Annotated in this window: 26 protein-coding genes and 2 pseudogenes; 8 read left to right on the forward strand and 20 right to left on the reverse strand. The window is 34.7% G+C overall.

Going from position 1 to position 25,998, the window contains the following annotated elements:
- Nucleotides 1-66: 66 nt before the first annotated feature.
- Together dnaK and ABWU47_RS00720 are read right to left on the reverse strand one after the other, a co-directional pair.
- Nucleotides 67-1,989 carry a molecular chaperone DnaK gene (dnaK, locus tag ABWU47_RS00715; protein ID WP_077188333.1) on the reverse strand — a complete coding sequence of 641 codons (1,923 nt, stop codon included), beginning with the start codon at nucleotides 1,987-1,989 and terminating at the stop codon, nucleotides 67-69.
- A gap of 86 nt (nucleotides 1,990-2,075) precedes the next feature.
- The gene (locus ABWU47_RS00720; RefSeq protein ID WP_353285708.1) at nucleotides 2,076-3,839 is read right to left on the reverse strand and encodes a ribonuclease E/G; all 1,764 of its coding nucleotides are present in this window, start codon (nucleotides 3,837-3,839) and stop codon (nucleotides 2,076-2,078) included.
- Nucleotides 3,840-3,988: 149 nt separating this feature from the next.
- On the opposite strand from ABWU47_RS00720, the gene rpmG reads away from it, so the two are divergent.
- Both rpmG and ABWU47_RS00730 read left to right on the forward strand, forming a co-directional pair.
- A complete protein-coding gene (gene rpmG / locus ABWU47_RS00725; protein ID WP_006279743.1) occupies nucleotides 3,989-4,189 on the forward strand; it encodes a 50S ribosomal protein L33 in 201 nt (66 codons plus the stop codon).
- Between the two features lie 25 nt (nucleotides 4,190-4,214).
- Nucleotides 4,215-4,490, forward strand: coding sequence for a helix-turn-helix domain-containing protein (locus ABWU47_RS00730; RefSeq protein WP_077188335.1), 276 nt, complete (start codon nucleotides 4,215-4,217; stop codon nucleotides 4,488-4,490).
- Between the two features lie 56 nt (nucleotides 4,491-4,546).
- On the opposite strand, the gene ABWU47_RS00735 is transcribed toward ABWU47_RS00730, so the two are convergent.
- A complete protein-coding gene (locus ABWU47_RS00735; RefSeq protein WP_012673303.1) occupies nucleotides 4,547-5,428 on the reverse strand; it encodes a zinc ABC transporter substrate-binding protein in 882 nt (293 codons plus the stop codon).
- Here ABWU47_RS00735 and ABWU47_RS00740 point away from each other — a divergent pair.
- Both ABWU47_RS00740 and ubiB read left to right on the forward strand, forming a co-directional pair.
- A complete protein-coding gene (locus ABWU47_RS00740) occupies nucleotides 5,420-6,160 on the forward strand; it encodes a metal ABC transporter ATP-binding protein (protein WP_006279528.1) in 741 nt (246 codons plus the stop codon). The genes ABWU47_RS00735 and ABWU47_RS00740 overlap by 9 nt on opposite strands.
- Nucleotides 6,157-7,587, forward strand: a complete 1,431-nt coding sequence (gene ubiB, locus ABWU47_RS00745) for a 2-polyprenylphenol 6-hydroxylase (RefSeq protein WP_077188336.1) — start codon at nucleotides 6,157-6,159, stop codon at nucleotides 7,585-7,587. Before ABWU47_RS00740 ends, ubiB begins: the two co-directional genes overlap by 4 nt.
- Nucleotides 7,588-8,003: 416 nt before the next feature.
- On the opposite strand, the gene ABWU47_RS00750 is transcribed toward ubiB, so the two are convergent.
- From ABWU47_RS00750 to ABWU47_RS00765, 4 genes and pseudogenes are all read right to left on the reverse strand, one after another.
- Nucleotides 8,004-8,339 (reverse strand): transposase, encoded by a 336-nt coding sequence (locus ABWU47_RS00750; RefSeq protein ID WP_049973597.1) that lies wholly within the window; start codon nucleotides 8,337-8,339, stop codon nucleotides 8,004-8,006.
- Nucleotides 8,340-8,506: 167 nt separating this feature from the next.
- Nucleotides 8,507-8,854, reverse strand: a complete 348-nt coding sequence (locus ABWU47_RS00755) for an IS630 transposase-related protein (RefSeq protein WP_022626382.1) — start codon at nucleotides 8,852-8,854, stop codon at nucleotides 8,507-8,509.
- 177 nt (nucleotides 8,855-9,031) lie between these two features.
- Entirely contained in the window at nucleotides 9,032-10,645 is a 1,614-nt protein-coding gene (locus tag ABWU47_RS00760) for a hypothetical protein (protein WP_010962938.1), read from the reverse strand.
- 157 nt (nucleotides 10,646-10,802) lie between these two features.
- A pseudogene (locus ABWU47_RS00765) lies at nucleotides 10,803-11,210 on the reverse strand (IS4 family transposase); the annotation flags it as partial.
- A gap of 216 nt (nucleotides 11,211-11,426) precedes the next feature.
- On the opposite strand from ABWU47_RS00765, the gene ABWU47_RS00770 reads away from it, so the two are divergent.
- On the forward strand, nucleotides 11,427-12,374 hold the full coding sequence (locus ABWU47_RS00770) for an IS110 family transposase (RefSeq protein WP_209472550.1): 948 nt from the start codon (nucleotides 11,427-11,429) through the stop codon (nucleotides 12,372-12,374).
- A gap of 208 nt (nucleotides 12,375-12,582) precedes the next feature.
- On the opposite strand, the pseudogene ABWU47_RS00775 reads toward ABWU47_RS00770, so the two are convergent.
- From ABWU47_RS00775 to ABWU47_RS00790, 4 genes and pseudogenes are all read right to left on the reverse strand, one after another.
- Nucleotides 12,583-13,565: pseudogene (locus ABWU47_RS00775) on the reverse strand (IS4 family transposase); the annotation flags it as partial.
- 26 nt (nucleotides 13,566-13,591) lie between these two features.
- Entirely contained in the window at nucleotides 13,592-13,744 is a 153-nt protein-coding gene (locus ABWU47_RS00780) for a hypothetical protein (protein WP_353285709.1), read from the reverse strand.
- Nucleotide 13,745: 1 nt separating this feature from the next.
- A complete protein-coding gene (locus ABWU47_RS00785; protein WP_353285710.1) occupies nucleotides 13,746-14,651 on the reverse strand; it encodes a transposase in 906 nt (301 codons plus the stop codon).
- 12 nt (nucleotides 14,652-14,663) lie between these two features.
- Nucleotides 14,664-15,675, reverse strand: a protein-coding gene (locus ABWU47_RS00790) for an IS630 family transposase (RefSeq protein ID WP_410530063.1) whose coding sequence is annotated in 2 segments (ribosomal slippage) — nucleotides 14,664-15,194 and nucleotides 15,196-15,675 — 1,011 coding nt in all. Because the reading frame shifts where the segments join, the coding sequence is not laid out codon by codon here.
- A 192-nt stretch (nucleotides 15,676-15,867) separates the two neighbouring features.
- Between ABWU47_RS00790 and ABWU47_RS00795 the strand changes: the two genes are divergently transcribed.
- Nucleotides 15,868-16,652, forward strand: a protein-coding gene (locus ABWU47_RS00795; protein WP_238513981.1) for an IS5 family transposase whose coding sequence is annotated in 2 segments (ribosomal slippage) — nucleotides 15,868-16,189 and nucleotides 16,189-16,652 — 786 coding nt in all. Because the reading frame shifts where the segments join, the coding sequence is not laid out codon by codon here.
- Between the two features lie 100 nt (nucleotides 16,653-16,752).
- Here the strand turns inward: ABWU47_RS00795 and ABWU47_RS00800 are convergent.
- The 4 genes from ABWU47_RS00800 to ABWU47_RS00815 all read right to left on the reverse strand — a co-directional run bounded on the left by ABWU47_RS00800 (nucleotide 16,753) and on the right by ABWU47_RS00815 (nucleotide 20,092).
- On the reverse strand, nucleotides 16,753-16,956 hold the full coding sequence (locus ABWU47_RS00800; protein ID WP_236717754.1) for a hypothetical protein: 204 nt from the start codon (nucleotides 16,954-16,956) through the stop codon (nucleotides 16,753-16,755).
- Nucleotides 16,957-17,042: 86 nt separating this feature from the next.
- Nucleotides 17,043-17,438: an EndoU domain-containing protein gene (locus tag ABWU47_RS00805; RefSeq protein WP_236514435.1), complete on the reverse strand. Its 396-nt coding sequence runs from the start codon at nucleotides 17,436-17,438 to the stop codon at nucleotides 17,043-17,045.
- 167 nt (nucleotides 17,439-17,605) lie between these two features.
- Nucleotides 17,606-18,793, reverse strand: a complete 1,188-nt coding sequence (locus ABWU47_RS00810; protein WP_077188326.1) for a phosphoglycerate kinase — start codon at nucleotides 18,791-18,793, stop codon at nucleotides 17,606-17,608.
- Nucleotides 18,794-19,080: 287 nt separating this feature from the next.
- Nucleotides 19,081-20,092 (reverse strand): IS630 family transposase gene (locus ABWU47_RS00815; RefSeq protein WP_410530061.1). Its coding sequence is split into 2 segments (ribosomal slippage): nucleotides 19,081-19,611 and nucleotides 19,613-20,092, totalling 1,011 coding nucleotides; the frame shifts between segments, so codons are not numbered across the junction.
- A gap of 192 nt (nucleotides 20,093-20,284) precedes the next feature.
- On the opposite strand from ABWU47_RS00815, the gene ABWU47_RS00820 reads away from it, so the two are divergent.
- A protein-coding gene (locus ABWU47_RS00820; RefSeq protein ID WP_238513981.1) for an IS5 family transposase occupies nucleotides 20,285-21,069 on the forward strand; the annotation gives its coding sequence in 2 pieces (ribosomal slippage) (nucleotides 20,285-20,606 and nucleotides 20,606-21,069; 786 coding nt in all).
- 586 nt (nucleotides 21,070-21,655) lie between these two features.
- Here the strand turns inward: ABWU47_RS00820 and ABWU47_RS00825 are convergent.
- From ABWU47_RS00825 to rlmB, 4 genes are all read right to left on the reverse strand, one after another.
- Nucleotides 21,656-22,642 (reverse strand): quinone oxidoreductase family protein, encoded by a 987-nt coding sequence (locus tag ABWU47_RS00825; RefSeq protein ID WP_077188593.1) that lies wholly within the window; start codon nucleotides 22,640-22,642, stop codon nucleotides 21,656-21,658.
- Between the two features lie 170 nt (nucleotides 22,643-22,812).
- A complete protein-coding gene (locus ABWU47_RS00830; protein ID WP_006279376.1) occupies nucleotides 22,813-23,349 on the reverse strand; it encodes a cytochrome c oxidase assembly protein in 537 nt (178 codons plus the stop codon).
- Nucleotides 23,350-24,072 carry a Bax inhibitor-1/YccA family protein gene (locus ABWU47_RS00835; protein ID WP_006279377.1) on the reverse strand — a complete coding sequence of 241 codons (723 nt, stop codon included), beginning with the start codon at nucleotides 24,070-24,072 and terminating at the stop codon, nucleotides 23,350-23,352.
- Nucleotides 24,073-24,151: 79 nt separating this feature from the next.
- Nucleotides 24,152-24,916 (reverse strand): 23S rRNA (guanosine(2251)-2'-O)-methyltransferase RlmB, encoded by a 765-nt coding sequence (gene rlmB / locus ABWU47_RS00840; protein WP_077188594.1) that lies wholly within the window; start codon nucleotides 24,914-24,916, stop codon nucleotides 24,152-24,154.
- A gap of 92 nt (nucleotides 24,917-25,008) precedes the next feature.
- On the opposite strand from rlmB, the gene ABWU47_RS00845 reads away from it, so the two are divergent.
- The gene (locus tag ABWU47_RS00845; protein ID WP_077188595.1) at nucleotides 25,009-25,509 is read left to right on the forward strand and encodes a Smr/MutS family protein; all 501 of its coding nucleotides are present in this window, start codon (nucleotides 25,009-25,011) and stop codon (nucleotides 25,507-25,509) included.
- A gap of 278 nt (nucleotides 25,510-25,787) precedes the next feature.
- Here ABWU47_RS00845 and ABWU47_RS00850 read toward each other — a convergent pair whose 3' ends face one another.
- A complete protein-coding gene (locus tag ABWU47_RS00850; protein ID WP_338482635.1) occupies nucleotides 25,788-25,976 on the reverse strand; it encodes a hypothetical protein in 189 nt (62 codons plus the stop codon).
- Nucleotides 25,977-25,998 lie beyond the last annotated feature (22 nt).

Consider the following 25,998-nt stretch of genomic DNA (forward strand, 5'->3'; position numbering starts at 1 on the left):
GTTTCTTTAAGCAACAATATGCTCTTCTTGTCATCCCAGTATCAGCTACTTGGATGACAATCGCAATTACTTATTCTCTTCTTTATTATCTATGTCTTGATAATCAGAATCTACTACTTTTTCCTCTTTATCATTTGGATTTCCTTCTGATGAAAAGCCATTTTCAGCACTATTTTGTTGAGATGCTTGATACATAGCTTCTCCAAGTTTCATAGATAATTGAGAAAGATTAGTGACTTTCTGCTGTATTGAATCAGCGTCATCAATGTTATCAGATTTACTAACTTCTTTTAATTCGTTAACTGCATTTTCAATAGCAGATCTATCTTCTGGTGAAACTTTATCACCATACTCTGTCAGAGACTTTTCTGTAGAATGGACTAAGCTATCCGCTTGATTCTTCACTTCAATAAACTTTTTGCGCTTTTCATCTTCTTGCGCTTTTTCTTCAGCTTCTTTTACCATGCGATTTATTTCATCATCAGATAAACCACCTGAAGATTGAATGCGTATTTTTTGCTCTTTTCCAGTAGCTTTATCTTTTGCAGAAACGTGTGCTATTCCATTTGCATCTATATCAAATGTCACTTCAATTTGTGGCCTTCCGCGCGGAGCAGGAGGTATCCCTTCCAAACTAAACTGACCGAGTAGCTTATTATCAACTGCCAGTTTTCTTTCACCCTGATGCACCTTAATTGTAACAGCTGTTTGGTTATCTTCTGCAGTTGAAAACACCTGAGATTTTTTAGTAGGAATTGTAGTATTACGCTCAATAAGTGGAGTGAATACTCCTCCTAGAGTTTCAATACCAAGAGAAAGTGGGGTCACATCAAGTAGTAACACATCTCTTACATCACCTTGAATGATCCCCGCCTGTATTGCAGCTCCAATTGCTACAACTTCATCAGGGTTAACTCCTCTATGTGGATCTTTGCCAAAGAATTCTTTAACTTTCTCTATGACTTTTGGCATACGAGTCATGCCACCAACAAGAACCACTTCGCCAATTTGACTAGCAGATAAACCAGCATCCTCAAGAGCTTTTTTACAAGGAGCCATAGTTCTTTCGATTAAATCATTCACTAAGCTTTCAAGTTTTGCTCTCGTTAATTTCATATTTAAGTGTTTTGGACCACTTGCATCAGCTGTAATAAACGGTAGATTTATTTCCGTTTCCATTGCACTTGATAATTCAATTTTCGCTTTTTCAGCAGCTTCTTTGATTCTTTGCATAGCCATTGGATCATTTTTCAAATCAATGCCATTACTTTTCTTGAATTCATCTAGTAAATAACTCACTACTCCATTATCAAAGTCTTCACCTCCAAGATGGGTATCACCGTTTGTTGCTTTCACTTCGAAAACTCCATCACCTATTTCAAGTATTGAAACGTCAAATGTACCACCACCAAGGTCATATACTACTATTGTGTGCCCATGTTTCTTATCAAGACCATAAGCAAGTGCTGCAGCAGTCGGTTCATTTACTATTCTGAGTACATTTAATCCGGCAATTTTTCCTGCATCTTTTGTTGCTTGACGTTGAGAGTCGTTGAAGTATGCTGGCACTGTTATCACAGCATCTTTTACTTCCTCTCCAAGATAAGCTTCTGCTGCCTCTTTCATGTTTTGCAGTATAAATGCACCAATTTGACTAGGAGAATATTCTTTATTATCAGTTGTTTTAACCCATGCATCACCACTTTTTGCTGCAAATACTTTGTATGGTACACTTAGATTTTTCATCTCAGGATCACTATATTGACGGCCTATTAATCTCTTAGTAGCAAAAAAGGTATTACTTGCATTGGTGGTTGCTTGCCTTTTTGCTGGAGCACCAATCAACCTTTCTCCTGAAGAAGTAAATGCAACTATAGATGGAGTAGTTCTTGCTCCTTCTTTATTCTCTATTACCTTTGTATCTTTGCCCTGCATTATTGCAACACAAGAATTTGTTGTTCCGAGATCTATGCCTATTGCTCTTCCCATAATGAGTACCCCATTGTAAATATTATCTGATATAAGAATATATAAGTATAGGGCTCATTAATTACAAGCCCAATTTAGGTTTCTAATTAGTTATTAGAACTTAAAAGGCGCGAAAGCCACTTAGTCAGCCAAAAATTGCCTCGTAGTTTATTTGAATTATCAGCTTCTTCATTGCTGCTATCCCCAATTTGGTATCCAGAGTTCTGTAATGGCTTATAACCGTTTAAATTAACATCATCTCCTTGTTTTAAAACAAATGTATTTACATCTAAACTGTTATCAATACTAACGTTCAATGTAATATTAAACTCTTTTTCGATTGTAGAAACTGTATTGCGTTTGTTATTAAAAATGTGCGCTATAACTGCACTGTGTGCTACTAAATCAAAAGACTTATTTCGATTCTTGTTAGCAATATGTTGTAAGTCCCTTAGTATTGATGAAACAATTACTTCGTTTGATTTTATTCTTCCAGTACCTTTGCAGTGTAAACATTCTGTAGTATTAATTTCTTGTATGTTTGGTTTAATTCTTTGTCTTGAAAATACCATTAAACCAAAGTCATTTATGTAGCTAAATTGAACTTTAGCTTTATCGTCTTTAAACGCTTGCTTTATAGCAGACTCAACAGCTCTGCAATACTGATATTTCAACATATCAATAAAATCGACTACTATTAATCCTGATAGGCCCCTAAGATTCACCTGTCTTGATATTTCAGGTACTGCTTCCATGTTGGTTCTATAAGCTGTTTCTTCTATGCTATCTTCTCCTGTCATCTTTCCTGAATTTACGTCTATTGAAACAAACGCCTCAGTTAAAGTTATTATCAAAGACCCACCAGATGGCAATTCTACTCTATTGCTATATAACTCAGAAATTTGATCTTCGATTCCGTAGTAAGTAAAGATCGGAGCATAACCTCTATACAATCTATAGCGCAACTTACTACCTTTTAGTGCATTGTTAGCATATTGCTTAACTGCTTCAAAAGATTCCTTTCCAGACACTATAACTTCTATACCATCGCTACAAAAATCACGAACAGATCTCATAATTACATCTGCTTCGTTGTAAATTAATGATGGAGCATTTACAGAGAAGGCATTTTTTTGAATGCTCTGCCATAATGAGGATAAGTAATTGTAATCTTGCTCAATTTCTTTCTTACTTTTTCCTGAACCAACAGTTCTTACTATTAAACCTGATCTTTTTGGCAAGTTTATTAAATTTAGTATATCCTTTAACTGCTTTCTGACATTAGCATCTTCAATTCTGCGGGACACTCCACCTTTGCTCATGGAATTTGGCATGAAAACACAGTATCTACCCACTAAAGTTATGTATGTTGTAAATGAAGCTCCTTTATTGCCTCGTTCCTCTTTAGTTAGCTGAACCAATATTTTTTGATTTACTGAAATAACATCTTGTAATTTGTATTTTTTATATAAAGGTACCTCTCTTACAAAACCACTACCTGATTCGTTGACATTCTTACTAGCTGCAGAATCTGAAGAAACATTTGCTGAGGCTTCCTCTATACAATCGTCATTTGAGTAGCCCTCAAAGATAGTTTCCTTTTCTTTTTCTGGAATGTTGAAGTAATCTAGAGATATCTCGGAAAAAGACAAAAAACCTTGCTTATTTTTTCCATATTCAATAAATACGGCTTGCAAAGAAGGCTCTATACGCTTTATATAAGCAACGTATATATTACCTCTTAATTGTTTTTTTTCCTTGAATTCTTGTTCAAATTCTACAACCTTGTTATTAATTGACAAGGCAACTCTTACCTCACTAGAACAGATAGAATTTTCTATCAATAATACCCTTTTACCACTATTTATCACTTATTTACCGTTTGCTTTTTATTCTGAAGTTAACTTTATGCTACTTAATGCACTGTTGATTGTCAAGGATTTTGCAATCTGCATTATTCGATTGACTTTTAGTATTTTGCGTAATAAACTCGCATAGAATTTATTATATCATTATAAGTATGGCGAAAAAAAATGCTTCTTTGCTTGTTAAGTTAGTCAGCACTGCAATCAAGACAACAAGAGCTGGTGAAGAAAAATCAACAGGCTATTTTTATGTAAAAAAGCGTAATCCAAAAAAGCTCACCAGAAAACTGGAGTTTAGAAAGTATGACCCAGTAGTCAGAAGGCATGTGCTATTTAAAGAAGAAAAATTAAAGTAGTTTTTTTATAGGAAAGTTTATTATTATGCAAAATTTACAATTAAGTTATCCTGTAATAGTAGAGTTGGACAATGTAAAGGATACAAAACTGAAATTAATAAAGGTCATTGCACAATTAATAGGTAAGAGATACACAACACAGAAAAAAGCAGCAAACGCTCTAAAGATTGATCAGCCTAAAGTATCTCAAATCAATAGGTCAAAAATCAAAGGGTTCTCCTTAGAATACTTGCTTAACTTATTGATTGTATTGGGCCAAGACATAAACGTAAGAATAAAGCATAATTCTAAACCTGCATAATATGTAAAGGACAAATAAATGCAGAACAATAAAACAGTAAGCTAAAAGGGAACTTATTACTCAACAAAACAAGACTTAAAATTTTGTGCAATGTTATTGATTATAGCTAGATATGCATCTTTTCCAGGCTCTATGTCTGATCCAATAGGATCAAGAACTACCATTTTTGCGTCATTAGAAAGAGCATTAGGCTTTATGCTGTCTTCCTGTGAATGAGCAAATATACATTTAACGTTTTCTTCCTTCATTATCTTTTTTAGCTTCATTAAACTCCTCATACCTATGTAAGAATCCTCTTCTATGGAAAGAATGGCGCTTGGGTGATTTAAACCAAAATATTTTTCAAAATATTGATAAGCATCGTGAGTGACGATATATTTTTGATTTTTAAAATCATTCAGTTCTTTCATGATTTCTTTTACTTCTTGGTCTATTTTTTTTATAGCTTTTGTTGCATTAGAGTTGTATCGATGGGAATTTTCTTTATCTATGTTAGACAATGTTGCACTTACAGAAAGTATCATGCTCTTTGCATTTTCGGGACTCAGCCAAATGTGTAAATCTTTTTCATCTTTAATGTGAGTAATTTTTCTAGAAAATGAATGTGGCCGAGTAGGAAGTAGGTTGATTGCCTTTGACAATTGCACTAGTTCTTTATTATTTTTGGCGAAAGTTTGAACAAACGTCTCTAAGTTATCGTCAACATAAAATATAACGTCACTTGATTCTAAATTACTCGCATCAGATGGCTTTAATATATAATTATGCGCAGATGTTGCATAGCCAAGCAATTCCGGTTCTAAAATCCCTTCTGTAATAGAAGCTACAAGTGAGTGGATAGGTTTGATTGTAGCTACAACTTTTAAATTGGATGAAAAGGCGATATTATAGTATAGTGTAAATGAAAGTAATAGAAAAAAAGTCAGTAAATGTCTCATATAAACGTTGAGAAGAAGTTAAATTTTGTCAATAAATTGAATAATGTCAATAATCGTGTTCTAAAAATAGAAAATCTTGCTCTCACATATGATGGTAAAAGAATCCTTGACAATATCAATATGTTCATGGAAAGAGGAGACATAATTACAATACTTGGTCCAAATGGTGGAGGTAAAACCTCTTTAGTGAAAGCAATTGCTGGCATAAATAAAAGCTGTACCGGTAATATCGTATTTGCTGACAACATAAAAATTGGCTATATGCCGCAAAATTTTAGTATTAGTAATTTGATGCCAATAACAGTTGAATATTTCCTTTTAAATAGCTCCTTGAAAAGACTAAAGAAAAATCAATCCATTATTACAGAAACGATAGAGTTGGTTGGTATCGGTAACATTTTGAAGAATCAAGTGTTAGAAATTTCTGCAGGGCAAACACAATTATTGCTACTTGCACGTTGTTTAATTGCAGAGCCTGACTTGATCATTCTAGATGAACCAGTTAGTGCAATGGATATTAACGCGCGGGCTAAATTTTATGATATTATAAATAAAATAGCAAAAAAACGATTGGTATCGATTCTTATGACTTCTCATGATCTTAACTCTGCTCTACCATCCTCAGATTACATAATTTGTATAAATAATACTATCTATTGCCAAGGCAAGCCTGATGAGATTATGAAAAATAGAACCCTAAATGAAATATTTAGCAGTTACGCAGCGAAATGATTCAAAATATTTTGCGTCTTCTGCACATAACTACGGTGCTGACGCGTTACAATATATTACCTTATTTACTTCCACCATCAAAAAAATCAATAAATAAAATACAAGGCCACAAGCTAAAGTGTGCTCTTGAAAAATTAGGTCCGGTGTTCATTAAGTTTGGGCAGTCTATCTCATCACGTACTGATGTTTTAAATGAAGATATAACAAATAACTTGTTATTGATATGTGATAGATTGCCATCATTTTCACATAAAATAGCAGTTAAAACTATAGAAAGTGAGTTTAATTGTAAATTGAGCGACATTTTTTCAAGCTTTTCTGAAAAGCCAATTGCAGCAGCATCGATTTCTCAGGTGCATAGAGCGGTTACAACTGAGGGTAAGGAAGTTGCTGTGAAGGTTTTAAGGCCAAATATTGAGAAAACATTCTCAAGAGATATAAAAATGCTTTCTTGGCTTGCAGAAATTGCAGAAAAATTTAGCGAACAATCAAAAAGGCTGAGGCCAATTGAATTAGTTAAAACTTTTGCTGAAATTTGCCGATTAGAGTTAGATCTACGTTTTGAAGCTGCTCACTCTTCGGAACTAAAGAAAAACACAAAAAATGACAGAGGTTTTTATGTACCTGAAATAGATTGGAATAGAACTGCAAAAAAGGTTTTAACATTAGAATGGATAGAAGCAACGCCAATATACGAAGTTGAAAAACTGAATAATCATAAGCAAATAGCTATCAATCTTATAGAATCGTTTTGTAATCAGGTATACAGGGATTGTTTTTTTCATGCTGATATGCATCCTGGAAATCTAATGGTTGATAGTAATAACAATATTATTGCTCTGGATTGTGGAATCATGGGTAGAATAGATCGTGAGACATGCTATTACGTTATAGAGATACTCAAAGGCTTTTTAAATCGGGATTATGATCACGTTGCAAAAATGCACTTTAAAGCTGGTTACGTTTCATCACAGCATAGAAATTTTGTCACAGCTTGCAGGGCAATAGGTGAACCCATTATTGGGCAGCCTATACAGAAGATTTCATTTGCTAGTTTACTTGCTCAGCTATTAAAAATAACTGGTGATTTTGATATGAAAGTTCAAACACAATTGTTATTGCTGCAGAAAACTATGATTTTACTGGAAGGGACATGTAGAAAGATCTACCCAGAAATCAATATGTGGAAAGTAGTTGAAGCGTGGATAAGCAGTCAACATGAAAGTAAAGTAGGGTATAGGGAAAAAATTAGAAGTTCTTATCCTGTAAAAACAATCCAAGGGATATTTAGCCTTATAGAAAAATTAAACCTAATAGCTGATAAAAAATTAGAAAACATCCAAATTAAAAATAAATCAAATGGAAAAGTCTATTTTTTATTGTGGTTTGTAATTATAATTCTAATCGTTAAACTTTTAATTTCTTAAACTATGGGAAAAAACTGCGTCAAATCCAATTTTTATTCAACTTAATTTTTAATCTGCAGGAGCCGAGTTGAGAATGTCCAATTTTCCACTTTCTTTATGTATCTGTTCAGCAGAGTGGCAAAATAAGGTAGACGAGAAAAGACAACTATAGGAACAAATGGGTGTCATGCAAGTGCGTGACACGGGCCTCTTGTTTCAATGTTAAACAAAATACCATAGAATTCAAAAAGACAATTCCTAGAAAATTTCTACATCTAAAAAAGGCATAAGTTATGTTAATGCTGTTTGAATGAGATGATATAAAGATAAGCCAAATTTTTACAAAGAAAACATTTCAAGCAGCAAGACACCTTTGATTGAAAGAGAGCACCAAATTTATGGGGTGAGTAACTGTGCTATTTCAACTATAGTATTTTCTAAAACGAATGATAAACGTCTAAAATGGTATTACCAACTAAAAGGTGTAAGTCTGTACATTGATGCATTAGAGGTCTGAGGCAACTTTTGATGGTGTGCCAACAATGCTCTATCGGATTTAGATCAGGTGAATATGTTGGAAGATAAAGCAAATGACAGCCAAAAGACTCTATTAATGACTTTGTTTTGGGAGTTTTATGGAATGTAGCATTATCCATAACTATGGTTGTATCACGCTGTAATTGTGGAAGTAATCTTCGCTCTAACCATACATTAAATATATCTTTATTACACCCTCCTGTGAAGGTCATTGGTGCAATAAACTTCTCATCCACCTATTATACTCACTCTTTCCCGCTTTTTTCCTGGAACATCAGCATATATTTTTTCTCCTCTTGGAGCTCGTGCATATTCTCGGTATAGTCTATTATCAACTCCTGCTTCATCTATATATAAAATGCTACAGTGGTCTATTTTTGAGACTTTATCGATAAATTGCTGCCTATCTTCTTGATTGCGCTCTTGATAGAATGTGACTTTTTTTAAAGGTTATTTTTAGCTGTCTTAATCTATACCAAATTGCACTTATCCCAAAGCCAAGGTTTTGTTTCATTTCTGCTAGTGTGTGATCTGGGTGTTTTTTGACATATTCTTTGAGTATTTCTGGATCTATTTTTCGAATAAAACCAGTACTTTTTACCGCTTTGAGACCTTGGCCAGTAGCTTTCTTTTTTAGCCATCTATATAGTGTTGCTATCCCTATCTCAAAAACCTCTGCAACTTCAACCTTTGACTTTCCTTTTTCTACCAAAGACACTGCTTTTTCCCTTAAATCTACACTATATACCATCGCTTTCCCTACTTTAAAAAAACATATTATACCTTTATCATTCGCTTTCGAAAATACTATAGTTAGCGGAATGACGGTTTTTCAAATTGTCGGTAAATCTAAGTCAGTTTAGCTATAATTTCCTAAATTTGCTCACAATCTCTTGACTTGACACATATGTTTTTTTCCCAAATGTTACTATCTTCCTCCTTTTCCTTTCTCAATTTGTGCAACCATTTCCTTTACATTTGCATGCGTGAGAAGGGAATTTTTGCTGACATGAGATTTTGGATCAGATTTTGCTGTTACGTGTTTCGTTGCAGATCTTTTATTCTCTGTTAGAAATGAATGAGATTGTTTTTTCTTCACACCGATATCCGCTTGTGCTGCTGGAGTGGTTTTGCTTTCAGCAAGCTGTACATTAGCATTTCCTTTTGCTTGATTTTGCTCAAATTTTTCTTTTAATGCCTTTACTTTACTGCCCATCTCGCGATTAGCTCCTCCTTTCATAGTAGCTGCTGCTACTTTTGGTATCGCCTTACCAGCAGCTTTTTGTGCTGATTTCCTATTGTCTTGATTTTCAGATTTTAGTGGTACTCTTTCAGCTGATTTTTTAAGAATTACTCCTACTACTTTTGGCTCTGTGCTTACTTTTTGATTAGCACGGCTTAGATTTTTAGGCTTTGGCGGTACTGCAGGTTTATCTTTGATTACCACTTTCGATTCTTGTCTAACTTCTTGACCAGTAGTAAACATTTTTTTTGGCACTTGCGGTGGTTTTGGTGGTACGAGGGATTGAGGTTGTTGTTTCTGCTTACGTTCTCTTTTTGCTTCTATATGTTCTTTAGGAACTGTTGCATAAATTGGCTCTTCTTTGGGCGATTTTGAACTCTGCGAATTTTCTATTAAAATTTTACTCTTCTTCTCTTGATAATTTGATATCTCTTTGTATACAGACTCTTCATTTAATGAACTTCCATAGCCTGAATCTTCTCTCTGCTCATATAAAGGATTTTCCTTTTGCTTTTTCTCTTGATAATTTGATATGTCTTCATATTCAGACCCCTGATCTAATGAACTTTCATAGCCTGAATCCTCAGAAGGATTTTCCTTAGCATCAGGCATACTAAAACTATTAGCTCCTTTTAGTAAAGAAGATGTAGACTTTGCCTTGCTTTCTCCATCTGAGGATATTTCTGATTTAAAGCGTACCTTCCTCGAATCTGGAGCAGCCGGAGGTGCTGTTGTTGGTCGCTTTATTTGCCTCATGCGATTACCACCTAATTTTTCTTTCGGCTGTTCTTCTTTTCGCAGCTCAAAAGTACCTTCCTTTTGCTTTCTACCTTCCAAACTCACTTCGTGTGATCTATCTTTTCCTTGACTCTTTTCACTTTGTTCTAAATTTAAAGAATCTTTTAAAATATTATTTTTTCTGAAATCTTTTTCTAATTGTTCCAAGAGATCAATTTTTTTTAAAATTCTTGTATACTTAGCTGCTGTTTCTAAAGTGAAACTTGACAACTCATCATTTACAAAATTACTTATACTACTGTTCTTGGTTGGAAAATTTTTTCCCAAAATTCTATTCATTAATGTTTTAAAAAGACCTAATGGCTGTTCTACATAATTGTTCAAGTCAGTATATATAACAAACTCAGCTATACCTTTTGCCTCACCTGTAAAACCTTCTAATGCATGAGATAAATCCCTTAACGTTTTGTTATATTGTTTCTCTGCATTTCCTAGCTTTACAGCTTTGATCAGAGAATCGAGATTTTTTTTATAGTTCTCACTTTTAAATGGATTATTCATACTAATTACAGCTCATTATTTATTAAAATATAGATCTAAAATATTAAGATCTAGTAAATGTTACTTTTGTAATTCATGTAGAACTATAGCTATAATAAGTAAGATTTCCCTACGTCATACCGCCGCGGTATCTCCAGATACCGCTAACAACTTACTATTACCAACAAATATGAGGTTCGTGAGCAAGTCGCCATCCTTCTGCTAAATCAAAGAGACGTTTATATCCTTTCCAAAGAGTAATTGGTCCTGGTTTTGGGTCGCTTTTTCTTGCTAAATGACCTCCAAGTTCACGAAACGGCTTCTTTTATAGTAGGGGCTATATTTGGACATGGTTTCCTGTGTATTTTAACATATAAAACTTTCCATTCTTCCTCAGCTAATAAGGCAGTACATGGTAATGTTGGGTTAGTTCTTGCAATTGATGTAATAAAGAAAATTCTCCAAGCAATAATGCTCATGACTGTTAAATACCTCATTAATCTTTCTGCTGTTCCAAGTCTACATTCCTCAACTTTGAGACCGGATTTAAAATTTTATGTAATATCTCTATTTTCCATCTAAGGCAATTGTAAGTTAAAAACGTGATATAAAAGAGATAAGAGAGAAAGATAACCCTGCTCACTAGGAATAGCGGGCGTGCGCGACCGAAAGGAAATTGGTATTACAACCGTTGGTATCAAGGTACGCTAGCCCTATCTCTCGATACGTTTGAATAGTTGCTTGGGACATATATATGCACCCGTTTACAATCTTAAATTAACTAAAATTATCGAGGTTTATTATGGTTACATCTTATCAAAATTTTATTGGCATTGACATCGGAAAATTTAAAAATGTCGTTGCAATTCACAAACAGAAGAATGCTGTCGAATTTGATAATAATGCTTCTGGTTGGCAACAATTATTTCAAGAGTTTTCAGATATTCTACCTAATGCTTTAGTGACTTTAGAAAATACAGGGAAATATGAGCTTGGCTTATCACATTTTCTTACCGACAAAAATATTGCCGTGCATCGAGCTAATACTCGTAAAGTAAAAAGCTTTATTTTATCTCACGGAACTTTAGCAAAGTCTGATAGATCAGATGCAAGAGCTCTTGCTCAATATGGATTTGAACGCCATAGAACTATCTCTCTATTTGTACCTACCTCTACAGAACAATCAACTTTGGCTGCACTTTGTCAACGTCGTGATGATATTACGCAAATGAGAACTCAAGAAAAATGCAGACTTGAAGCACCGGAAAATGATCATATAAAAGAAAGCTGTCAAAAGACCATTGAGTTTTTCGATAGTCAAATAAACGAACTCAATGATACTATACAAAAGATTATTGATGAAAGCCGCGAATTACAACAACGCCAAAAAATTCTTAAAACAGTTCCTGGAATAGGTAAAAAGTTATCACAAGATTTTTTGTGTTTAATGCCAGAGCTTGGTTACTTAAATAGAAAAGAAGTAGCAAGTCTTGCCGGAGTTGCACCGCATCCAAAAGAAAGTGGTAAAGCTGTTGGTTACCGAAGGATTACAGGTGGTAGAAGTAACGTTCGTTCAAAGCTCTTTACAGCCGCTATGGCTGCTACAAGGTCAAAATCTATACTTGGCGCCTTTTATTCTAAGCTTGTTGAAAGTGGTAAGAAGAAGATGGTGGCTATAACAGCCCTAATGCGTAAAATTATAGTAATTGCTAATACAAGACTTAAAGAAGCAATTAATTTGCATACTTAAAAATCTTCACAACGGTAACTGAAATTGGCTAATGAATATGTGCGTCCACACAGACTTAAAGCACATATTCATTAGCTTAAGCAGAAATTGCTGTGGTAGCTGTTTGATATAAAATTCTATTTCTATGACAAACGGGTTTTTATTGCCCATATAATTTGCAAAATTACACAAATAAAAAAATTTTTAAAAAACATAGTTGATATCAACTAATTTTTTCAACAGCTTCATCGAAAGTATTAACTGAAAGATTCGTTAATAGCATCCATTCTAGCGGTTTTTTTTTAAGGGAAGGGGAGTTTTCTCAACAACATAAACTGCATAAAGTGGTAATTTAGGTAGTTCTTCCGTCTTATGCCTAATATTATTCTTAGATGGATTCATCATAAACTTTCCAAATCTAACTTCCAAACGTGCTGTTCTTTTTGGCTTATTATCTTTTACAGGAACTTCAACTTCTACCGTACCTGCACAATGAGAGGATTTAATAAATGCCCATAACTTCTGCTCACCTTTTTCAGGATATCGAGATTTTCTATTTACTGCTCTATCTCTGCATGCTCTAACTAGCACTGCCGAATTAAGACTATGTGCAAGCTCAAAAAAGTCATATATATCTGCTTCTCTATCGCATACAGTTATAGTCTCAGTTTGAGTTGGATCAATAATATTATTTGTTTTTCTTAAAGTTTCCAACCACTTTACGCTTTCTTTATCTTCAATGCGATCGCTCTTTTTTTTAAGGTTCTCAGTTTCTTCAGGTCTTGAATAAACTTTTTGATCTAGTATCCCTAGTACCAAACCTTCTATACTAACGGCAAGAGCTGTACGCATTATAATACCTTTTGCAGTATCATAACTGGACAAATTTGCTAATCCGCTTGTTTTTTTATGGTTATTATATACAATGTAACTGGTATCTTGAATGACAAGAACCCTCTTGTGAGCTTTTGTTCTCTCAACTGTTTTATCAATGTGTGAAGCTAGAATATCGACTTCTTTTACGTTCTCATTTTAAAAAAAACGATATGCTGCTTTTGCTTCTGACCAACTTCCGCATGCCTCATTAATTGAGCTTTCAGGTAAACTTATCATACTGTCAGCAATATTTACTAATCGGTCAGTTAATCTTTTATCTCCAAGTACAGCATCTCCAAATTCATTTTTAGCCCATTCATTACTCTCGTTTGCCATTTTTATACCCTCAATATTTGCAAACTCTAATATTGTAATACTTTATTTATAAGTACATTTATATTTGTGGGTAATAGTAAGGAATGACACCGTCTTGGATGGAAACCAGTGTCAGCTACTTTCATGACACCATCACAAGGTGAAACTGGATCCCAGACACTGTCTCTGCTGTCAAACAAATTATCCAACAAAATTACAATTAAATGGTTGATTATTTTTAAGAATACCAAAAAAGACATGCATTAATTTTCGCATTAACGCAAGAACTATGACTTTTGGACATTTGCCTTTACTTGCTAGACGCTGACAAAACTTTTGAAAATGATTATTATGGTTTTTGACTACTATAGCTGGCATATAAAGAGCTTTTCGAATACGCTCAGATCCTATTTTGCATATGCAACTTCTCTTACTTACTGACGATCCCGATTGATAATGTCCTGGATTTAGACCAGCAAAAGCTGTAAATTGTTTAGCATTGTCAAAGTTATCAACTGATGGCATTTCTGCGACAACAGCAACAGCAGTAAGATATCCTATACCTTTTATAGTCTTAAGGTTTTCCACCATATTTTTTAGATGTGGATAGTTATTTATATGCTCATTAATTTCTTTTTCGAGAACAATAATTTGCTCCTCTATTGCCAAAATTACTTTAGATATAGCTTCTTTGCAACTGGAATGCATATTTTTGTTTTCCAAGCGATTTGTCTGTTGCACCTTATCATCTTTTAGCGATTGCATGCAACGGTAAAGCTCCCTCAAATGCCTCATTTCAGGTGTAATGGGCTTCCAAAGAGCAGGTTTGTTGGCGATACAAAATCTAGCTATCATAGCTGCATCTGATTTATCTGTCTTATTTCTGAGCAGCTCACTTTTGCCAAAAGCTTTGATTTGGGCTGGGTTTACTATACTGACATTATGTCCTAAATCGTGCATAAAAGTAGCCAAATCTTCTCCATACCAACTAGTTGCTTCAAGACATAAATGAGTAAGATTTGCTCCATGGCCATTGCACCAAACTACAAGTTTTGCAAAACTATCTTGATTATTTTGAAAGACTTTGTGTCGTTTTTTACTGTCCACTAATACCAATTCTCATTGTTGTCCAGTCAAATAGGAAACATTGCAGAGTTGTTTAGTTGTGGAGCTGGCAAGAGAAGTAATAAATTTGCACAAAGCACCCTCAAGTAGAGCAATTGTATCGTATATTTTATTGCGCAAAATGTTCTGTTTTATATATAACCAAAGCCTCTCAACAGGATTTAGCTCAGGTGAGTATGGAGGTAGGTATATAATGTCGATATTTTTAGGTACCTTTAAATTTTTTGACCTATGCCAACTAGCACAGTCCATAACGAGAAAAGCCTCTCGTGTTTCTAGATATTGCGAAATTTGCTCAAGAAATATGTTCATGCAATCAGTGTTGACATTTGGTGCAAATAAGCTAGAACTCTCTCCATTTCTAGGATTAACTGCACTATAGAGATAGAAATTTTGCCTACCTAATTTTGTTTTAACCTGTGTTCTAATCCCCTTTTTAAACCACCCATGTCCAACTTTTGAATGTGTGCCAAACCGTGATTCATCAAAGAAAAATAGCTCTTTTTCTGGATACTTGCTAATAGCTCAATTGAGATTTTTTTTTGAATTCCTCTTGTTTGCTTTTATCTTGTCCATTATGAACTGGTCTTGGTGTAATATATGAGAATTTCATCTTTTGCATATGGCGGTGTACTGTAGATTTGCTGATATTTAATCCGAACTTTTCCTGGATTCTTATTCTCATTTCTTTAATGGTGATATTAGGATTTTCTTCTATCCACTCTTCAATTTGCTGTAGTTGAGCCTGATTTAATTTAGTTTTTCTACGACGTTGTGAAGGAGCAAACAGTTTTTCTTCTCTGCCAATTTTCAAGAGTTTTACCCACGAAGTTAGTGCGCTTCTTGAAATGCAATATATTTTTGCTACAGCCGTTATACTGTACTTTTTTGCTGCAATTACAGCATTTAGTTTTTTTGAAACATATGCATTATTCCTTACTTTCTTCAGCATTTCTTTTGCTGATTCTACTACTTTTTCATCCAATAATTTTGATCTTAATGCCATTTAAACCTCGCTATTTTACTTACTTCAGTATGGCTTTTCTTCCATCATTGTCCATCTGTTTGCCCTGTAATGGGAATTGGTATTAGAGGTTGTCCGGAAACAAGTAAAAGGCTATAATATCTGAAATTTTAGTACGGGGTAAAGATGAGAAAAAAGTATCCAACAGATCTAAGCGAAAGGGAATAGGCAAGAATAGAAAAACACTTCAGAGTATCATACAAGAAAGGAGGAAGGCCGCCAAAGTATAGCAAAAGAGAAATATTAGAAGCAATTTTCTATGTATTGCGTACAGGGTGTCAATGGCGGTATTTACCAAATGATTTTCCGCTATGGAAGACTGTGTATGAGCAGTTCAGGCAATGGAAGAAGCAGGGAATTTTTGAGAAAATGAATTATGAAATTACAAAATATAGTAGAAGAAAAATAGGAAGGAATGAGCAGCCGAGTGCCTGTATAGTAGATAGTCAATCTGTAAAGACTACAGAAAAGGGGGGATCAAAGGCTATGATGGAAGTAAAAAAGTAAAGGGTAGAAAAAGGCATATAATTACAGACACTCAGGGTTTTATACTAGGTTGTTACGTAGGCGCTGCTAACGAAAATGATAGAGATGGTATTAAAATAGCATTAAACAATATGAGAACAAAATATACTAAAGTTAAAAAAATGTGGGCTGACATGGGATACCAAGGAAGAAATTTAAAGAATCACATAAAGGAAGAATATGACATAGATATTGAAATTGTTACAAGGCCTCCATGTAGATTTTGGGTGCACAAAGATACGCCACCTGAGCTACTACCAACAAGAGAACAAGGGTTTAAAGTACAGCCAAGAAGATGGGTTGTAGAAAGGACTTTTGCTTGGGTTAATAGGAATAGAAGGCTATCGAAGGAGTATGATTTACTCACAACATCCACTGAGAATTTCATATACCTAGCTATGAGTAGGGTTATGTTAAAGAGGGAATATGCTTGAATTTACTTGTTTCCGGACAACCTCTAAGAAAGGGTTACCTGATTTTTGAAGTATAAAATCAACGGCATCATTGCTGGTATATATCTTTGGCTAAAATAAATTAAGATTTACTGCAACTACAATAAGTGCTCTTATCATCACATTTTGGTGTTAAGTCAGGATAGAACGTGAGTATAGCATCATTCTTTCTTATAAATACTGATTGATAATTGTCATCCTCCATTTTATACAGGCACATTCCATCTTTTCCCAATTCCTTAAACGCCTTAGTTGCAGAAATTATCGGCATGAAGGTTATATGCATATCCATTTGGGCATTTAACTTTCACTTCTCCATCCTTGCCCAAATATTTCATTCCAAATGTATAAACTGGCGGCTTAATATCTGATTTATTGCACAGGATTCCAAATCGCACCTGCCCATTTATCTTCTTGAGCTTCAACATATCTGCCTACAAAATGCATGCCACCTAATTTATCGTTTGGCTCACCACAAAAAATATGTCCAAACCCTATAGTTTCTTTTTCACTTCCACTATTTGTAAACCAAATGTTAGCCAGTTCATCTTTAAATAGCTCCAAATCCGCATCTGGTGTGACAATTTGATGATCAAGCTCATCATATATTTCTTTCACTACTTCTTGATGCTGCAGACAACTAAGTAAAATTTTGAAATCTTCTTTATCTGGATGCGCTCCCCAATCTCCACAAACTTTCAACACTCCTCTATCGAAGTCAGTTAATTCTGGAAATGGTGGCTGGTTGTGAACTGAAAAATGGTTCAAAATTATTTTCTTCTACATAGTCAGTGTGAAAATAATGATCCCTAATATAAAAAATAAATCCTATTATTGGTATCATTAAACACAAAATTAGTTTAACTGTCTTCGACATAATCACGTTCACAAAAAAGCTAGCCTATAAGAAATAATTTAAAAAAGTTTTAATCTAATCATTTTTGCAGAGCAGCAACTCCCGGCATTTCATCGCCACTTAACCAATCTAAAAATGCTCCTCCACCAGTGGAAGCATATGTAAAATCCTTATCGGTAAAGCCTGCAGCACTTATTGCAGATAGACTATCGCCTCCCCCTATTATGCTGGTTAACTTTCCTTTGTGCGTTAAGTCACTTACGATTTTCATTACCCCTATTGTACCACTTGCAAAAGCTGAATGTTCAAAAACACCAATAGGTCCATTCCACAGCAGAGTCTTACTGCTTGCTATTATACTGCTTATTGTACTCAAAGTTTGTGGTCCGATATCCAAAATTATATCACCGTCCAAAATGGACTCAGTTCTTCTTGAAATACTAGTGCTGTAATCAGAGTTTACTGCAACCAGAACGTCTTCTGGCACAACTATTTTGCAATTGTTTTTATTTGCTGTTTCAAGAATATTATGCAGAAGGTCGTCAACACCATTTTGAAAGAAAGATTTCCCTATATTTACTTTGCTAAATGACAAAAAATTATTAGCAATTGCACCTCCGAGAACTAGGTAATCAACCTTTTCTGTTAGCTTTATAAGCATTTTTATCTTAGTTGACATTTTGGCTCCCCCAACTATCGCAGTAATAGGTTTAGCTTTAAACGATACAGCTTTTTCAAGATACTTTAGCTCATCTTGCAAGCAAAATCCCGCGTAGGAAGGTAAAAACTCTGTAATGCGTGAAATAGAAGCGTGAGCTCTGTGAGAGCAAGAAAATGCATCATTGACATATGTATCCGCCAGAGATGCTAATTGTCTGGCAAAGTTTGCATCATTCTCCTTTTCACCTTCATAAAATCTTAGATTCTCTAGTAATATTATATCTCCTGCATCCATAGCACTCACTGCTTTTTGCACTTTTTCACCAACGCAATCATCAATGAATTTCACTTTTTTATTTAGTAACTGTGATAAAGTGTCAATTATATTTTTTAGCGACAGATTATTGTCTCTAGCCTTTGGGCGTCCAAAATGCGATATAATAATAATCTTTGCACTCGCATTCACTAAATACTGAATAGTAGGCAATGCTCTCAAAATACGAGTGACGTCACGAATTTCTCCATCTTTTATAGGAACATTGAAATCAACTCTGAGTAAGACGGTTTTATTGTGAAGATCACAATTTTCTATACTAGGTATATTCATTACAAAATTGAAGCCATAAAGTCACTATACAGCAGTTTGATCTAAAGTAAAGTTTTAAGCTTACGAACGTTTAAGGAAATTTGCATGCCAAACGCTTGACACTGGAACCTTATCGTCATGCCATCACGAACCGTCATACCGCCGGGTATCTCTTAGCCGCTAACACGTAGCGGGATACTTGACCTTTACAGGGATGACGATTGTCGTTTAGCCATAAATATTTAAGAAATTTACTAAACAGAAAAAAAGGCAAAAGAAGCCCCGTGGTTGGCTAATTATACCAATTCTCATTGTTGTCCAGTCAAATAGGAAACATTGCAGAGTTGTTTAATTGTGGAGCTGGCAAGAGAAGTAATAAATTTGCACAAAGCACCCTCAAGTAGAGCAATTGTATCGTATATTTTATTGCGCAAAATGTTCTGTTTTATATATAACCAAAGCCTCTCAACAGGATTTAGCTCAGGTGAGTATGGAGGTAGGTATATAATGTCGATATTTTTAGGTACCTTTAAATTTTTTGACCTATGCCAACTAGCACAGTCCATAACGAGAAAAGCCTCTCGTGTTTCTAGATATTGCGAAATTTGCTCAAGAAATATGTTCATGCAATCAGTGTTGACATTTGGTGCAAATAAGCTAGAACTCTCTCCATTTCTAGGATTAACTGCACTATAGAGATAGAAATTTTGCCTACCTAATTTTGTTTTAACCTGTGTTCTAATCCCCTTTTTAAACCACCCATGTCCAACTTTTGAATGTGTGCCAAACCGTGATTCATCAAAGAAAAATAGCTCTTTTTCTGGATACTTGCTAATAGCTCAATTGAGATTTTTTTTTGAATTCCTCTTGTTTGCTTTTATCTTGTCCATTATGAACTGGTCTTGGTGTAATATATGAGAATTTCATCTTTTGCATATGGCGGTGTACTGTAGATTTGCTGATATTTAATCCGAACTTTTCCTGGATTCTTATTCTCATTTCTTTAATGGTGATATTAGGATTTTCTTCTATCCACTCTTCAATTTGCTGTAGTTGAGCCTGATTTAATTTAGTTTTTCTACGACGTTGTGAAGGAGCAAACAGTTTTTCTTCTCTGCCAATTTTCAAGAGTTTTACCCACGAAGTTAGTGCGCTTCTTGAAATGCAATATATTTTTGCTACAGCCGTTATACTGTACTTTTTTGCTGCAATTACAGCATTTAGTTTTTTTGAAACATATGCATTATTCCTTACTTTCTTCAGCATTTCTTTTGCTGATTCTACTACTTTTTCATCCAATAATTTTGATCTTAATGCCATTTAAACCTCGCTATTTTACTTACTTCAGTATGGCTTTTCTTCCATCATTGTCCATCTGTTTGCCCTGTAATGGGAATTGGTATTAGAGGTTGTCCGGAAACAAGTAAAAGGCTATAATATCTGAAATTTTAGTACGGGGTAAAGATGAGAAAAAAGTATCCAACAGATCTAAGCGAAAGGGAATAGGCAAGAATAGAAAAACACTTCAGAGTATCATACAAGAAAGGAGGAAGGCCGCCAAAGTATAGCAAAAGAGAAATATTAGAAGCAATTTTCTATGTATTGCGTACAGGGTGTCAATGGCGGTATTTACCAAATGATTTTCCGCTATGGAAGACTGTGTATGAGCAGTTCAGGCAATGGAAGAAGCAGGGAATTTTTGAGAAAATGAATTATGAAATTACAAAATATAGTAGAAGAAAAATAGGAAGGAATGAGCAGCCGAGTGCCTGTATAGTAGATAGTCAATCTGTAAAGACTACAGAAAAGGGGGGATCAAAGGCTATGATGGAAGTAAAAAAGTAAAGGGTAGAAAAAGGCATATAATTACAGACACTCAGGGTTTTATACTAGGTTGTTACGTAGGCGCTGCTAACGAAAATGATAGAGATGGTATTAAAATAGCATTAAACAATATGAGAACAAAATATACTAAAGTTAAAAAAATGTGGGCTGACATGGGATACCAAGGAAGAAATTTAAAGAATCACATAAAGGAAGAATATGACATAGATATTGAAATTGTTACAAGGCCTCCATGTAGATTTTGGGTGCACAAAGATACGCCACCTGAGCTACTACCAACAAGAGAACAAGGGTTTAAAGTACAGCCAAGAAGATGGGTTGTAGAAAGGACTTTTGCTTGGGTTAATAGGAATAGAAGGCTATCGAAGGAGTATGATTTACTCACAACATCCACTGAGAATTTCATATACCTAGCTATGAGTAGGGTTATGTTAAAGAGGGAATATGCTTGAATTTACTTGTTTCCGGACAACCTCTAACAAACATCAAATTTCTTTTTTGAAATATCCACACCCAAAATAGCATTTACTTGCATAAAATTGCCTCCAAGACTATAAATAAACTGAGAGTTTAGACTAACCTTGTAATACGGGATATAATTCCAAAAGATACTGTTCAGTCTTTAACTCTATGGGAGGGAAGCAAAATCTGGGATTCGGCCTTAATGGCATTAGTGTCGCATCAGCTTCACCCTCCCTGTGAGGTATTTTAGCTCTAATGCCTCACATCATAAAGATACAAGTGTCTGGGCACTGGGATGACAAGAAGAGAGCACTGGAATGACAGGAGAAGGGGGGCTACTACCGTCATAAAGGAACCAGTGTCAGCTACTCGGATGATACCTCTTTCTACTTAATTTGGGTTATGCAAGAAGTCTATTCGCGGTATAGATTCCGCTAACGAGTAGCGAAATGATGGTTTTTCAAATCGTCGGTAAGCCTAAGTCAGTTTAGCTATATGCTTTTAATTCCCCCAAAAGGAGAATTAAATATGTGAAATTCTAGTTGATATAATTTAATGAATGGTTAATTTTAACTATTAATTTATTTGAGAGATTTTAATAATATTTAACCCACTCGTTTTTCTATTTTCCATATCGTGATGTGCTTGAATTATTTCATCAAATTTATATTTTTTATTGATCCGTACAGTTAAAAGTTTTTTTCTTATCATCTCGAAGATTTCCATTGTGGTAAGCACTAATGTGAATCTATCATGCTTATAATGGTATATTGAGGTTCCAGTTGCAAATAACGAACGTGAACTAAGTAAAGAAAAACTAATAGGAGCGTTACCTGATATCTGCCCATAGGAAACGTATATGCCGAACCTGCCTAAAGATTCAAAAGAGAGCTTACTTGTAGCGTAACCTATGGGGTCATACACTGCACCTACTCCTCCGTTTTGCGTAATCTCCATAATTTTAGAAACGAAGTCTTTATCATTGTAGTTTATTGCGTATGTGCAGCCACTTTGTAAAGCTATCTTCATTTTTTCATCAGAGCTTACAGAACCTATCACTACACCTTTTTTATCCTTTGCCCATTGACATATTATTTGCCCTAAGCCACCATTAGCTCCATGAACTAGCACGAAAGCACCAGGCCTGATTTTATAAGATTGATTAACTAAATAGTGAGCTGTCATACCTTTAAACAGCACTGCAGCAGCAACTTCATCAGATATGTCATCTGGAATTTTTATCAGATATTTCTGGTGTATAATGCGCTTTTCACAATATGCCCCTGGAGGAGCTGTGCAATATCCAACTCTGTCTCCAACTTTGAATCCATCACTGATTTTTTTACCAAGTTTTTCAATAACCCCAACTGCTTCCACTCCAAGCACTGATGGTAAATTTTTAATTTTGCGTGTACCTTTTCTGTGCTCTAAATCATAACGATTTAAGCCGATAGTTGTGTGACGCACTAAGACTTCCTCGCCTTTTGGCTCACCTATGCTCTTATCTACAAATTCTAATACTTCTGGTCCCCCAGTTTTTTTAATTTGTATAGCTCTAACCATGATGAATATTAAGACAAAAACTTTGATTATGTTATCTAACAATTAATATTTTGCAAAGTTATTGTTTTCACAATCAATAGACTTCTTGCGTTACCTCCTGTCATTCCAGTGTCAGCTACTTGGATGACACCCTATTGATTACTGAAATGACATGGTTTGCAAACATTCTGTTACTTAAGCTTAAAAAACGTGTATGACAGTGTTATTTCGCTCAAATCTTTTGTATTGTTATCAAGCATTATCTCAGGATCTATATAAAAAGATACGGGCATAGCTGCTTTTTGTTTTGGTAGCAACATTTGTTCTTCAAAACAAAAGCATGCAATTTTATTGAAATACTTACCTGCTTTGAAAGGCGTAACGTTATACACCGCCATTCCAAATGAAGGCTGATCAGATAGATTTTTTGCGTAATAAAACGCTAAACTTTGTTCTCCTATGTTTACGTCAACGTAGTTAGTTTCTGATTTAAACTCCCAAGGTAGATCGGACATTATATCAGCATTGAAATGGACCCTGATCTTTTGGTTAGTTATATTTGTTGTTGTGTTAGTTACTTTTCTTATTGTGCCACCATACCCAGTAGCTTTACAGAAAATGCTATATAGAGGTACCGATGCATATGCAAGACATATCATCGACACAACTAAAGATACTAAAAAGAAAACTATAGAATTCTTACTGCCTTTCCTTAAAAAGGAAAACATCTAATCCCTATTGTTGAACAAGTTAAGTAACCTGAGTAGATTGAGAAATATATTAATAAAGTCAAAATAAAGATTAGTTGCACCGAGTATTGCCAATTTAGTAGTAGCAACTTCTGATCCGTCATTATGTTTATAATAAACGTCCTTGATTCTTTGAGCATCATACGCAGTCATTAAGGTAAAGACTATTACTGATATGAACGATATTGCAAAGTGGAGAGGACTACTTCCAAGAAATAAATTTACTATAGACGCAATGATTAACCCCCAAACTCCCATAATCAAGAAAGAGCCCATACTTGTAAGATCTCTTTTTGTAGTATTGCCATATAAAGCCATAGAGCCAAACATGATTGATGTAATGAAAAACGCCCTTGCTATATTTTCTGCAGTATAAACTATAAAAACATAAGATAAGGAAAGCCCCATTAACACTGAGAACGAGAAAAATATAGCAACGGCAGACTGAGCACTTAGGTGTTGAATTCTATAAGACATGTAGAACACCAATGCAACCGGAGATAACATCACCACAAGCGATAGAACGGGATTAGAATAAATTACTTGAAAAAGACCAGAAAATACTGTTAAAAATGCAACAAGCCCTGTGACGCCCAAAGCTAAAGCCATGTAATTGTATACTTTAGTTAGGTAACTTCTAAGCCCAGCGCTATAGTAAACGCCTTGAGAGCGAATATCCTGTTCATTTCTCATATAAGACATAATATAACTCCTTTTGTCCATTATTTAACACATTATAATATAAAACCACATTTTTATCAAGTGTTTTTATTATAAACAGCTATGCGCTGGCATTTGTTTTAATATAAATAGAATATAGGCCTATTGCTGCTGCATTTGAAACATTTAAGCTGTCAATTACGTTTGATATTGGGATCTTTAAAAGATAATCACAATTTTCTTTAACTAACCTCCGCATTCCTTTCTCTTCAGAACCAAAAATAATTACTCTTTTTTTCTCAAGACTCTTTATTTCATCTATATTTTCTTTAGCATTGCAATCAAACCCGTAACACCAGTAGCCGACCTTTTTTAAATACTGCATAGTTTTTACTATATTTGTAACGTATATTAGCGGAACAATATCTAAAGCCCCACTTGCTGCTTTTGCAATAGATGCATTTTCACTCGGTGAATGGTTATGTGGTAAAACCAATGCGTTGACATTAAAACAAGCTGAAGTTCTTAAAATCGACCCAATATTGTGCGTGTCAGTGACTTGATCTAAAATGACTATAGTAGAGCTGTCGTTTGAGCTTTCAGCTATTTCTTCAATGCTTAAGTTATAAAGAATAGGGGCAACATTTAAAGCAATTCCCTGATGGTTAGCACCTTTGGGTACAACGTCATTAAGTATTTTGTTTTCTACTAATCGAACTTTAATGCCCTTACTGTCTACACATTGCCTAATTTCTTTTTTGTGCTCTCTATAGAAATTTTCTGTTGCTAACAGTTCTATACACCGCCTATTTTTATTCTTCAGTGCTGACATGCAGGTGTGCTTTCCATACAGCCAAAAATTCTCATTAGTTTTTGACGATTTCATCGTATTATTGAAAATCGGGTTTTTATAGAATAAGCAACATTTTACTATGTTTGGATATTGTTGTAAAATTATACAATTCGATTAATGCGTTTATGTCGGACGATGAGTTGGATTGGCAAAAAAATGTTAAGCCAATAGAATGTGGAAAAGTTACTTTGAAAGTTGATCATAAAGTAAATATAAAGTCTATGGTTGATAAAGGTACCTCCGACTTACAAGGGAATTTTCTTAATACCAATAATAGTAACTCATCATTTTGTCTTGACTACAACACAAAATCAAAGATTGATAGGGGTAAATGTTTTATAAGCGATAAGCTCGATTTGCACGGCTATAATATAGAGGATGCTTACTGTAAATTGATAGATTTTATTATCAAAAATTATCGAGCAGGAAATAGATGTTTATTGGTAATTACGGGATACGGCAGTGCAACAAATAAAACAGACACTATAAAGAGTAACTTAAATAAATGGTTAAATGACACTAAAATCCAGCATATGGTTCTATACTACCAACAAGCTACGAAAAAACATGGTGGTAAAGGGGCTTTTTATGTTTTATTAAGAAGGAATAAAAACCTTGAGTCCTGATACTTAAAATTCCTTTTAAGCCTTAATTTTTCTTGTATAACCATACAGTGTTCGGCAGCGCGTGACGCACAACTGTGCGAACATTGTGATTTGGGTCTACCAGGAAGGATGTCTCCCAGTACCTCTTTTCCCGTCATCCCGCTACGTGTTAGCGGGATCTCATTTCACTTTATGAGGGTGTCATCCGAATAGCTTGACTACTTGGATCCAGATTGGATACTGAGTTGGTGAGTATAAAAGTATAGCTTCTACGTCATACCGCCGCGGTATCTCAGCCGCTAACAAGTAGCGGGGTGACGAGTTACTATACCGCTGCGAACCGTCATACCGCGATTTATTCCATAGCTGTACGAACATTCATTTTTGAAGGTAAACTGCACAGCAAATGGTGTCATTCCAGTGCTTGACACTGGGATGGCTTTGTTGCATAGCAACTGAAAAATCTGGTGGCTACTGACAAAATTCATTATAAAATAGCCATTTAACCTT

It is taken from the genome of Wolbachia endosymbiont (group A) of Gastracanthus pulcherrimus (assembly GCF_964028265.1).
Lineage (GTDB): Bacteria > Pseudomonadota > Alphaproteobacteria > Rickettsiales > Anaplasmataceae > Wolbachia > Wolbachia pipientis.

Bases quoted from the DNA above. Each gene is read 5' to 3' on its own strand.
- dnaK (WP_077188333.1), bottom strand. From the start codon at position 1,989: ATGGGAAGAGCAATAGGCATAGATCTCGGAACAACAAATTCTTGTGTT.
- rpmG (WP_006279743.1), top strand. From the start codon at position 3,989: ATGGCGAAAAAAAATGCTTCTTTGCTTGTTAAGTTAGTCAGCACTGCA.
- ABWU47_RS00730 (WP_077188335.1), top strand. From the start codon at position 4,215: ATGCAAAATTTACAATTAAGTTATCCTGTAATAGTAGAGTTGGACAAT.
- ABWU47_RS00740 (WP_006279528.1), top strand. From the start codon at position 5,420: ATGTCTCATATAAACGTTGAGAAGAAGTTAAATTTTGTCAATAAATTG.
- ABWU47_RS00735 (WP_012673303.1), bottom strand. From the start codon at position 5,428: ATGAGACATTTACTGACTTTTTTTCTATTACTTTCATTTACACTATAC.
- ubiB (WP_077188336.1), top strand. From the start codon at position 6,157: ATGATTCAAAATATTTTGCGTCTTCTGCACATAACTACGGTGCTGACG.
- ABWU47_RS00755 (WP_022626382.1), bottom strand. From the start codon at position 8,854: ATGGTATATAGTGTAGATTTAAGGGAAAAAGCAGTGTCTTTGGTAGAA.
- ABWU47_RS00760 (WP_010962938.1), bottom strand. From the start codon at position 10,645: ATGAATAATCCATTTAAAAGTGAGAACTATAAAAAAAATCTCGATTCT.
- ABWU47_RS00770 (WP_209472550.1), top strand. From the start codon at position 11,427: ATGGTTACATCTTATCAAAATTTTATTGGCATTGACATCGGAAAATTT.
- ABWU47_RS00800 (WP_236717754.1), bottom strand. From the start codon at position 16,956: ATGCATATAACCTTCATGCCGATAATTTCTGCAACTAAGGCGTTTAAG.
- ABWU47_RS00810 (WP_077188326.1), bottom strand. From the start codon at position 18,793: ATGAATATACCTAGTATAGAAAATTGTGATCTTCACAATAAAACCGTC.
- ABWU47_RS00825 (WP_077188593.1), bottom strand. From the start codon at position 22,642: ATGGTTAGAGCTATACAAATTAAAAAAACTGGGGGACCAGAAGTATTA.
- ABWU47_RS00830 (WP_006279376.1), bottom strand. From the start codon at position 23,349: ATGTTTTCCTTTTTAAGGAAAGGCAGTAAGAATTCTATAGTTTTCTTT.
- ABWU47_RS00835 (WP_006279377.1), bottom strand. From the start codon at position 24,072: ATGTCTTATATGAGAAATGAACAGGATATTCGCTCTCAAGGCGTTTAC.
- rlmB (WP_077188594.1), bottom strand. From the start codon at position 24,916: ATGAAATCGTCAAAAACTAATGAGAATTTTTGGCTGTATGGAAAGCAC.
- ABWU47_RS00845 (WP_077188595.1), top strand. From the start codon at position 25,009: ATGTCGGACGATGAGTTGGATTGGCAAAAAAATGTTAAGCCAATAGAA.
- ABWU47_RS00850 (WP_338482635.1), bottom strand. From the start codon at position 25,976: ATGAATTTTGTCAGTAGCCACCAGATTTTTCAGTTGCTATGCAACAAA.